The 11,424-nt window shown below is 42.3% G+C and carries 4 protein-coding genes and 1 pseudogene; 4 read left to right on the plus strand and 1 reads right to left on the minus strand.

Annotated elements, in window-relative coordinates; genetic code table 11:
• Positions 1-13 precede the first annotated feature (13 nt).
• Positions 14-6,124: an alpha-2-macroglobulin family protein gene (locus tag ABDZ97_RS12765; protein ID WP_343788264.1), complete on the minus strand. Its 6,111-nt coding sequence runs from the start codon at positions 6,122-6,124 to the stop codon at positions 14-16.
• Between the two features lie 238 nt (positions 6,125-6,362).
• On the opposite strand from ABDZ97_RS12765, the gene ABDZ97_RS12770 reads away from it, so the two are divergent.
• The 4 genes and pseudogenes from ABDZ97_RS12770 to ABDZ97_RS12785 all read left to right on the plus strand — a co-directional run.
• Complete coding sequence (locus ABDZ97_RS12770; protein ID WP_343788266.1) at positions 6,363-7,427, plus strand: hypothetical protein; 1,065 nt, start codon at positions 6,363-6,365, stop codon at positions 7,425-7,427.
• A 6-nt stretch (positions 7,428-7,433) separates the two neighbouring features.
• Complete coding sequence (locus tag ABDZ97_RS12775; RefSeq protein WP_343788268.1) at positions 7,434-10,328, plus strand: T9SS type A sorting domain-containing protein; 2,895 nt, start codon at positions 7,434-7,436, stop codon at positions 10,326-10,328.
• Between the two features lie 10 nt (positions 10,329-10,338).
• Positions 10,339-10,989 carry a hypothetical protein gene (locus tag ABDZ97_RS12780; protein WP_343788270.1) on the plus strand — a complete coding sequence of 217 codons (651 nt, stop codon included), beginning with the start codon at positions 10,339-10,341 and terminating at the stop codon, positions 10,987-10,989.
• Positions 10,989-11,424 (plus strand): annotated as a pseudogene (locus ABDZ97_RS12785) (hypothetical protein); the annotation flags it as partial. The gene ABDZ97_RS12780 and the pseudogene ABDZ97_RS12785, both read left to right, overlap by 1 nt.

An 11,424-nucleotide genomic window follows, 5' to 3' on the forward strand; every position in this document is an offset into this window, starting at 1 on the left:
CCCGTGTGTTTCATTATTTTATCTTCAAACGAATTCCCTTGCTGTGCGAAGTAAACTCAGGAGCATACATACACTGAATAGTTGTAATACCGTTGGAGAAATCTCCTGCAAGGTTGGCGCGTACATCGTATTCAAAAACGTAGGTTCCTTTGCGCAGATAATCAATGAAGAAATTGGTTGCGGCATCACGCGTACTTTCGTAATAACCAATGCCTCCCTGGTATTTGTATTGAGAGAATACATTAACCGGTTCGACACCTGCAGCCCTCATGTCTTTCATGTGTACATACTCCAGATCACGATCTGTGCGAAGTACAATCCGTACCCGGATCTTATCTCCCGGATTTAGAGTAGTCTGGTCTGAAACCGGGGTCATTACTTCTCCGGAAGAAGTTCGTTTTACCAGGAATAATTTCTTTTCGAGTTGCAATGGAGTAGCGTGCGGAGTGATTTTATCCAAATCCTCAAAATACTGCCAGTACAATGCTCCCCAGCTTACACCTTCTGTTGTACGGGTTACTTTTACCTGTCCCATTTCCGGACGGATCTCTTCGTCTTGCCAACTGGTTTTGAAATAGCCGGTTCCCGCTTCTGATTGTTGTCCGGTTGCAGATGGATCAACCCGTTTTCCACCCACTTCAATCTGAACGGTTTCTTCGTTGGCAAGAAGATCTGTTCCCCGCATAAGTAAAGCATACACTGCGTTTGCCGTGGCTTTGGTTGTTTTCCAGTCAGTCGTTTGCTTTTGCTTTAACAACCAGACTTTCATTTCTTCTACAGCTGCGACATCTTTCGTAACTTCATCAAAGGCCTCAATCAACAAAGCCTGTGTTTCGATAGGTGCCTGATACCAGTAGTAACCTCCGGCGTTATCTTTCCAGTACATTCCCATTTCATCACTCATGAGGGCACGTTCTTTTAACGAGGCAAGTACCTGTTCCGGGAAATTCTGAACGGCAAAACGATGAGCTGTCAAGGCGATCATTGCCTGCGACTGAATACTGAATTTCAACCAGTAATTCTGCATTTGTTTCAGGTAGTACGCGTGTGCTTCCTGAAGTTTATCAGTAACCGGAATCTCGGGGAAGTAGCTACGTGCATACAGATACTGTAGCTGAGTTTGCGAAATATGTTGTTCCGTTAAATAGGTCTTTGGATTGTGTTTTTTAACACGTTCCAGATCTTCTATGATACGTTCATCCAGATACCCTATAGCTTTACGTGTCATATTCCATATCGTATGGTCTTTACGGACATCTTTAACTCCCAGACGATCCAGATGACCAAGACCGGTTACAATATGTTGCGTGATATAACGGTTTTCCGGCATCCCGGGGAACCAGGGCCACGCACCATTGGATACCTGCATTTTTTCCAGTTTTCGGATGGCTACTTTTAGTTCTCCCGACATACGATTCAGGTCGAATAGTAAACCAATCCGTTTTTTGCGTTCTGACTCTTTATGGGCGCTCATTACCCATGGCGTCTCTTCCAGCAGGAGTGATTTTAGTTCCTGATTTTTCTCCAAATTGGACAAGAATGCATCCGGAGAGCTGTTTTTCCAGGTATCAAATACCTGCTTGATTTTCGGGTTAGAATTAGCCACTTCTGTAGCCAATGCGTTGGCGTAATAACGCGTGAAAATTTGCTCGGCACATTCGTAGGGGTACTCCATCATGTAGGGCATTGCCTGAACAGCATACCAGGCCGGATTTGAAGTGTATTCCAATGTCAACTGGTAATGGCTTAGCGTATTGGATTGCCCGGATTGGAGGAGTTTATCAAGCGTAAACAATCGGCTTCCAATTCCTTTCGAAGGTAACGGAAGACTTTCAGTTACTAACATCCGGTTGGATAATACAGGAAGCGCATTTTCTTCTCCGTCGCTGAATTGACCGGCAGTTGCAGAAACGCGATAAACAACAGCTCCCATGTCAGAAGGCACGTTTATCTTCCACGCAAGTAAAGCGCTTTGTTTTGCTGTTACGGAGAATGAAGAGGTGTTTGCTGTCAATCCAAAAGCCTGTGTTACCGGTTGCATGGTTAATGCGTCAAACAGTTCCAGTTTAGCAGTACCCTTCAATTCTTTGTCGGAAAGATTAGAAACTTTTGCCGTAAATGTCATTTGATCCCCTTCGCGCATAAAACGAGGTGGGTTAGGCAAGATCATCAAATCTTTCTGTGTAACAATTTCTTCGGTGAGGAATCCCGTTTTTAAATCTTTGGTGTGTGCCATACTGATAAACTTCCATCGCGTAAGTGCTTCCGGAATGGTAAAGCTGATTAGAACTTCTCCCTTATCATTTGTTCGAAGGTGTGGATAGAAGAAAGCCGTCTCATTCAGGTTTGTACGAATCTGAGTCGTCGGTGAAGCAGCGTCTTTGTCATCATCTTGTTGAGCACCGCTATTTTCTTTTTCATTGAGTTCTGTCCTTCCGCCTCCATTGTCGTCTCTTTCCGCCTTTTCCCGTTGTGGAGCGGCAGAGTCTGCCATAATAGAAACTTCTTCCAGTTCTACTTTTCTGGTTTGACCTCTAAGAGAATAAAGATAATGTGAGCTACTATATCCGAACCAGTTCAAATGAGGGAACGGACGTGCCGAAGGTGAAAGAATTTTGTTCCACTCGTTTTCGTATATATATGCCGTTTCCGATCCGAAAGAAGTACTGGACCAGGCCGATCGGGGATAGAATTGCCCAAATACCGACATAGAGAAGGAATTGGCTGCAAACTGATCCAGAGAAGCGTCATACATAGCAGCTAACATTTCTGCTGCTACTTTTTCGCCTTTAGGGCCTTTGATTTTTACTTTCCATTCTTCTTTCTGTCCAGGAAGCAGTTTATTCCGGAATGTTTCAAAAGTGACATCCAGTTTCTTATTGGAATGCGGAACCAGTACACTGAATTGCTGGCTGTAGAAAACCCCTTCTTTAACTCCGGAAAAACGTACAGCAAAGTTCCCGCGGTGTTCTTCTTTTACAGGAATGCGGATCACCTGCTGCTCGTTGGACAATACGATTCGTTTTTTAAAGAAAACGCCTGTTTTACCTTCTGCTTCAACGAACACTTGTGTAGCATTGGCAGCCGATGCAATGATGAACTCGGCAGTTTCTCCCGGTTCACAACTCGTTTTTTCAGCATGTACCCACCAGAATTCGTTTGTAGGAGCTGTCTTTTCGCCTGTATCATACAAGGTGAAATAGGTAACGGTCTTTACCTCTACGCCAAAGGCATCAATCGACTTTGCTTCGAGTACGTAGCGTCCGGTTTTCCATTTTTCCATTCCATTCAGGTGAATTGAATCACTTTCAGCAGTTGAAAAAGAGGTTGAGAAGATCTGCTGCTCTCGCTTCAGGTTTTCCGGCAACCGCGCTTCCTTAAAATCATCATACGGGAACTGTTCGCGAAGTTCGCTTTCGGAAAGCTCCGAATAATCAGTTACATATTCCTGATTGGGTTTAAACAGTTGACCCGGTTCCGAAAGTTTATGAATGGTAACAGTTCCGGTTGCAGAAACTTTTTGTCCGTTTAGATTAGTGCTTTTTAAAGCAAAAACAGAGCGTTTCGTCCGGTTGACGGTTTCGCTGATTCCGAAACTAAGCTCCATCGCATGCTCTGCCACGGCAACAGTTTGGGTAGTGGACTGCGTTTCTCCGGTAATATCCGTAACATCTATCGTAACCGTATAGTTATATATGGGCGAATACTGGCTTTGTGCTTTTGGATCTTTTTTGGCATCAAATATAATGGTGAACTCACCTTTGTCATTCGTTTCCGTACTTCCGTTTGTAATTTCCTGATCCGGCGCTCCAAAATAGCTTCCACGATAGAACTTCCATACCGGGTAGCGCATAGTTCGGGTAACACGATAGCTTACTTTGGCTCCGTCAACAACCGATCCGGCAAAGTTTTTGGCTTCTCCTTTTACGGTTACTTTTTCTCCGATTTTATAAGCGCCTTCAAGGGGTAGGGTACTGACCTCAAATTTGGGTCGTTTGTAATCCTCTACCGAAAAATACACCGCTCCGCGATTTGCATTTTTGATATGCATGGTTCCGTTCAGCATACCCTTAGGGGCTTCAAACTCTCCGCTGAAAGAACCAAAGGCATTGGAAGTATACTTCATTTCAGCAACTTTCTGATAGTTGGCATCATAGAACTCTACCTTTCCGGTCGTGTTGGGTTGTATTTCATGAAGATCTCCGGTGTGCTTCATCAGGATTCCTTTGAAGTAGATTTTTTGTCCCGGACGATAAATTTTACGGTCTGTGAAAAGGTTCGTGGTATACTTTGTCTGCTCCTTTTCTTCGTATCTGCGAGACAGATAATGACGGGTAGCGTCAGAGAATTCATCTTTTCCGGAACTGACGTGGATGTAAATATTTCGATACTTTCCGCTTGATTTTAATACGGCACTTCCCTCGGCGTCAGTGGATAATTTTTCTGCTTTTTTCAATTGATAAGAACGGGATGAATAGCCGTAATTGTACTCATAAACCTGAATAGTAGCTCCTTTTATGGGGACTCCTGTTTTTCGGTTGAGAACAGTATATACTTTGTTCCCATCTGGATCATCTTTCGTTAGTACAGATAATTCGGTAGCATAAAATCCGGCATAGGCGATGGCATTGTTTTCTTCCCGGAAGTCAGCGGTTGGAGAGCTCAGTAACACATAATGTCCCTGAGGTATTTGTTCAATAGCTGTCAATACCGAATGATTTTGATAATCCTCAAAATCCCGTAATTGTACAGACCATGATTTTTCAACCGGAAGTTTGGTCAATTCGTGAATCAACTCTTTTCCGTACGTACGGTTTTTAATGAAAAAATCCCAGTCTATTCGAGCTACGCGGAAATAAAGGGAGTCGATGTTCCGATAATTTATTTTCAGTTTATTGGAAGCTCCCGGATATATAGCGAGATCCGTTTGCAGGGTAACCTCTTTGCTGAGAATCTGACTTTTTAGAGCTGCACACCAATTGGCTCCGGTAGCCTCCGGAAATTTCGTGATGGTTTCTTCGCACAATTGAAGTGCTTTTTTCTTGTCCAGACGGAACGTGTCATTGTCTTTTGTATAGGTATCCCCCCGTTGATTCAGAAAAAGAGCAATGTTATAATTTGTCTCCGATGTGAAAGGGTGACTGGGATATTCTTCAGCAAGTTTTGCCAGAGCTGCAAAATAGAAGTTCTCTTTTTCGGGATGCGTAGAATGAGAACGGGCAAAATTCAACCGGCGAAGCGTGGTTTGTATGCGTGTGGATGGTTCCTGATCTTTGCTGTGAAAACGCGCCAGATCACGATGAATAACAAAGGCATAATAAACCGTTGCCAGTGAATCGGGAGTTGAAAACTCCAACTGTGTGAATACATCATTTGTTGCAAAATGTCGCGCATCATTAACGGTAAATTCTTCAATAGGACGATGTAACTGGAAACTGGCTGATTCAAAGAAATCCAATGCCTCATAAGCGAGAAAATCATAAAGTGTTGGCAACAATACTGGCTTTTTTTCTGCATTAGAAAGTATCGCGCTGAATTTGTCTATCCGAATGCCTTTTAGTGTATCCGCTGCGCTTAACGAAAGAAGAAAATGATCTCTGACCTCACGGGAAAGTTTTGTCAAATCCCATGTACGAATATCGGATTGATCAAAGGATTCCGTAGCTGTGCGATTCATAAACTTCCAACGATTATTCTGGAAGTAATTCCAATACAACTGCGCTGTAACCGAATGAAGAATTTGTTTCAGCGGGGCTTCTGCTTTCTCAATACGTTGTTGCATTTGGGCGATAGCCTTTACCTGATCTTCTTCTTCGAAATACGAGCTGAACTTCACGATATGAATCAATGCTTTGACCTGTTCGGGAATATTCTTATCCTGCCCGGCTTTTTGGTCAATGGTCTGAACCACTGCAAGAGCGGATCGGTAAAGACCCTTTTTTTCAAGTGAATCTGCCTGACGCCACAGTTCCGAATAATCTCCCTGAAAATTCATTTCTATTTTGGAAGGAACCTCCGAATCAGTGGGAGTCATATCCACGGTGTCCTTTTTACACTTGTTGGACATTAATAACAAAGAAAAAACAATCGCTACCAGCGAAAATCGGAAAGAGAAGCTTTTCATATCAATCAGTTTCGTTTGTCAAAGTTACACTATTCTTGTTAGTATACAGAAATCATGCCTAAGTACACCTGAGAAACGGGAAGGTTCATTTTGGTAATTCTTTTTTTGTACGTACAGCACACATAATCGTTTATGTAAACTTTATTTTACTTTTTTGGTGTTGATTTTTAGTATTTTGAGAAAAGAATACTATATTTGTCCGCAACTAATTTTTTAATGTAATTACAACTTAAGCGGTATGAAACGAATTACCTTTTGCCTTGTTTTGTTAACGAGCTGTTTATCAATTTATTCTCAGGAAAACACTACTGAAACCAATCCGAAATGGGATCGTCAGGGAAATGCAACAGATACGAGTGACTTTATCGGAACGATTAATGCGAGTGATTTAAAAGTAAAGACCAATAGTGAAGAGCGGTTGCGGATTACTTCTTCGGGAAATGTAGGGGTGGGTGTCCAAAATCCGTCTGAAAAACTGGAAGTAGACGGAACGATACGTGCACAGGAGCACCTGAAAGTAGACGGGAATTTATACGTTACCGGATCGGCAGAGGTTATGGGACAGGTGCAATTTTTTGATACATTATACCTGAAAGAGGTTCCGTTAATTGGTGAGAAGGATATACATCCGGATATAATTGTGAAAGACAGTAATGGTATGGTGAAGCGTATGGTATATTCCGACTATATCGGTTTGCCGTACGAACCCCGTCTTTGTTTCCACGAGACAAGACCGACATGGGCTTCTGTTTCTGCTGCACAGTTAGGCGGAGGTGAGTTTGATTTGGGGAATATATATACAACGTGTGCGAATGTTGGTATTGGAACAAATAGTCCGATGTTCAATCTGGATGTTGCCAAGAGCGGTCGGTTTAGAGAAAGATTGCTCATAAGTAGTGGAAACAGTCCGGCAGCGGCTGATTTACATGTGCGTACATCTACTACAAATACATCTGCCCGCCTGCTGCTGGTAGAAAATGCTGAGCGTAAACTTTTGCAACTGGATAACAGCGGAATGCTGCGGGCGCGCGAAATAAAAGTGGATATGCAGAATTGGCCGGATTACGTTTTCAAAAAGGAATATACTTTGCTTCCCCTGCATGAAGTAGAGTCTTTTATAAAGGAAAACGGACACTTACCCAATGTTCCTTCTGCTGAAGAACTGGAGGAGGATGGATTGAATCTTGCCGAATCCAATCGTATGTTAATGGAAAAAGTGGAAGAACTGACCCTCTATTTAATTGAACAGAATAAACGCATAACTGAGTTGGAAAAGGCATTGGAACAATCCGAAACAAAATAGGCAGTTATGAGATACTTGGGCTTGTTTATTTTCTGTCTGGCGACGCTCTCGATGCGTGCACAAACGGACACGATTTTTACGGATGACTTGCGAACGACCATCCAGGAGGTTTTTAGTGAACTGGATGAAAACACATACAATGGCAAACTAATAGAACGGTCATTATCTGATTTCCCGTATGTATATGAACAGATACAGGGGAAATACGATCAGACACACAATGCAGTGACATGGCTATTGATGCTGGATGCAATTATTGATGCACATGTAGATACGACAGAGATCGTTTCAAAAGCAGATGTGGTGACTTCGATTTTTGATTTTTATCAGGAAATGGAAAGTATCGATCCCGGACCTGATGTGGATGAATCTCTGACCGTTCCTTTTTCGTTGGTAATCCACAAGGTTAACGCATTTGATTCAACAATAGTGGCGAATGGAGGAGTGATAAATAATAACGGTAAGCTACAGGCTGTTGTTCCCGAATCGACACTGTACCGGGAGGTTACTTTAAAGAGCGCAGCAGCTTTGGAGTTTTACAGTGACAATGGATTTGATAAAGCCTATCTTAAATATGATCCGCGTTTTGTGTCTACCAGCCCGGATATTGAGTTAACCTCGATCCGTATTAACACAGGAAGTGGTTTTATGCCGTTGGACTCTGTCAATAATCAGGTAGAATACTACCGGTATGCAGATTCTTTAACAGCACAGGCTGAGGTTTCTTATTATGATGATGCGGTACTTGTCGTAGATACGATCAGTTTTTATCTTACGCTTGATGTCGGTGCTACGAAAACGGTTTCTCCCCGGGCAGTAGACCGCTGGGATACTAAATATACATACAGAGGTCTGGAAATTGATTTTCGTGTGGCAATTAAATATGGGTGCGGTAACGGTAATAAAATAAGAAGACCGATTATTATAGCACCGCCTTACAGACCAACTATTCAGCCTGTACACATGAATAACTACTACGACCAATTTGATTTCAAAAGCCTGTTGAGTACGCTTTCGGAGATGGGATATGACGTCATCTTTTTGAAAGAAAAACCGGGTAATGCAAGCATTGAAACAGCGGGTCGCGAACTTTCAAGGTTTATTCGCTCTATCAATATCCAAAAGACGGGCAATTATCCCGGAGAACACTGGGAGAACATTTTGATGGGCTTTAGTGCAGGCGGACAGCACGCCCGGTATGCGCTGATGTTGATGGAAAAAGAACATATGCATTACGGATTAGACCATCACCATACGCGGTTATATGTTCCGTTTGATTCACCCCACCATGGAGCTAATATTCCCATGTTTGCACAGGCAACTTATTACGAGTTGGATCGGAAAATGAATATACTTGCGATGATAGCATACTCCTATTTAAGAGACGAAGGATCAAAGGATATGGCATTTAATCACATACTAGCAGGAAATTTATCGAATACTTCCGGAGATTTCTGGGATATAAATGCAGCACCTACTTCTGAAAGACTAAATCTCTTAAATGAATTGGAAAACGGCTTTACACATTATTATACGCATACACAGGATTTGCGTAAAACGTTTCCTGCTTTTACGAGGAACATAGCTGTATCTGTAGGGAGTTATGCCAGTAATTATACCGACGCATACGGCCTGAATCCCGGGCATCACCTGTTTAGTCAGGATAATATGTTTTTGCCTACTTCTTTCGGTTTCATGCACAAATTCAGAAGGTTGTATGCTTCCAAATATGGCAATCAGCAGGAAACACTGAATATCCATGATGTTAATGTGCTTTTGGGAATTATACCCATTACAACAAAACGGATTTACAGAACCAATGGATTGTATGACCTGGATATGGCACAGGGGGGCTATAAAAACGAGTTTTACGACAAGTTCTTTACCGGAGCAATCCCTATGATGCTTTCCGGGTTTGTACCTACTTTTTCTTTTTTTGGTCAGCAGCACTACAAAGGCAATATTTCTTTTATGCCTACGGTATCTGCACTGGGTATTAACCCCACTCTTTGGCAAAATAATAATCTCTCCTATAATTTGCAAAGCAATGGGTTGATGTATCAGGAGTTTGATTTTGACCCTGATGATGGTAAATCTGACATCTTCGGCTACCCCCATTTGGGGAATCCTGCAAATCATTTCCAGATCACTCCATTCGAAGCTGTTTATGCAGATCCCTACACGTATGAGCATATCAAAATGCAAAAGTCTGTTGATGTGGATAATGCAATAAATGATAATTATCTGGTGTATTTGCGCGATTTTATCCTCAATGAAGTAGAGGCCGATGTGGTATGTCTGCAAAATAAAGTGATCGGAGAGAACCATATAAACTGGTTGCCGGACTATCGCTACAAAGCCTGGTACAAGGCGCAGAAAACCATCCGCATAGGCTACGACGTCACTCCAAAAACCAATATGGGCAATTTTACCATTAAGTCATCGGGAGATGTGGTGGTATATGCTGGGGAATCCATAGAAGTAGCATCGGGATGGGAGGCATTTCATGTACAACAGGGAGCAACCTGGCATGCGTTTATAGGAGATGATGGGTGTGACCGTCCCCGGGCGGTATCAAAAAGCGGGCAACCGGAAAGTACTGTCGAGTCTTTGCGGGAAGAGGCGAAAGTGGTACGAGAAGAGCTTGTAATGCATCCGCAAGAGACAATAGAAGGCATGCAACTCTACCCTAATCCGAACGAAGGAAACTTTACCGTTCATTTTCCGGAAACCGGGGGCGAGATCCGGATCACCAACCTCTCGGGTAAGCAGGTGCTGGCTCGACCTGTTGTGGGCAAACAGTTGGAAATCCGAAAAGATGATTTGTCTTCCGGGGTTTATTTTGTAATTTGGTTGAGAGAGGGATATGTTAAACAGACCATCAGAATGATTGTCCAATAAATAAAGTGTGATGCGATTAATAGTTGGTATATGTAGTGTTTTGCTGTTGTTTTCATGTACGAAGAAGGAAACATTAAAAATAAGTGTAAAAAATGTAGTAACAGGAGAGCCTGTTGTTGGTAACACGATTAGCATAGTAGAAATATTTAATGTGTCGGATGGTGTATCGGGTTCTAAAACCAAGGATTTTTACAGCGGCCAGACTAACAGTGAGGGTGTGTTGTATGTGACCGAAAAGTTTAATAAGAACAGGAGGTATGAGGTTTTTGTCGGACAATTTCCGGAAGAACATTGCTATCTCAATAGAATGGGATACACCTGGTCAGTAGGAGAAGCAACGGATTTAGCGTTTGAGTATGCGCCATGTTCATATTCTAAATTAATAATCAATAATGTGAATTGTAGTGGAGAAGATGATAAAATGGTGTTATACAGACAAGATGAAATTGGTTCATTGAGTGGAGTAGGGTGGGAGCACGTTGGCTGTGTTTATTGGGAATCACCCGGAGGGCCAGATGGTGCTCCAGCGGGGTATTCAAGAGTTCCAATGGGAAAAAGGTATTATCGTTGGGAGGTCACACGAAATGGAATTACAGAGATTTTTTATGATACTATTTATTACCCTGCAGGAGATTATGTTACTTATGAAATCAACTATTGATGAATAGGTGGTTTACATATCTGTTGATTTCGTTGTTTCTGTTTTCATGTACGAAGAAAGAAACACTACGGGTAAGTGTAAAAAATGTAGTAACGGGAGAGCCTGTTGCTAATATGAACATAAATGTGTACGAAGTTTTCAATGTTTCTGACGGGGTTTCGGGAACGAAAACGGAGCTTTTTCAAAGTGGAGAAACGAACAGTGAAGGAGTTTTGTTTCTGACCGAGAAATTCAATAAGAACAGGCGATATACGGTAAAGGTTGGGAAATTTTCGGAGGAAGTTTGTTACATCAATAAAAGTAGTTACACCTGGTCAGTAGGAGAAGCGACGGATTTAGCGTTTGAGTATGCACCATGTGCGTATTTAAAGTTGAAAATTGAGAATGTGAATTGTGGGGGTGGAGATGATAAAATGAATTTTAGAAGTAAATCTC

The sequence above is a fragment of the Wandonia haliotis genome, assembly GCF_039523435.1.
Lineage (GTDB): Bacteria > Bacteroidota > Bacteroidia > Flavobacteriales_D > Crocinitomicaceae > Wandonia > Wandonia haliotis.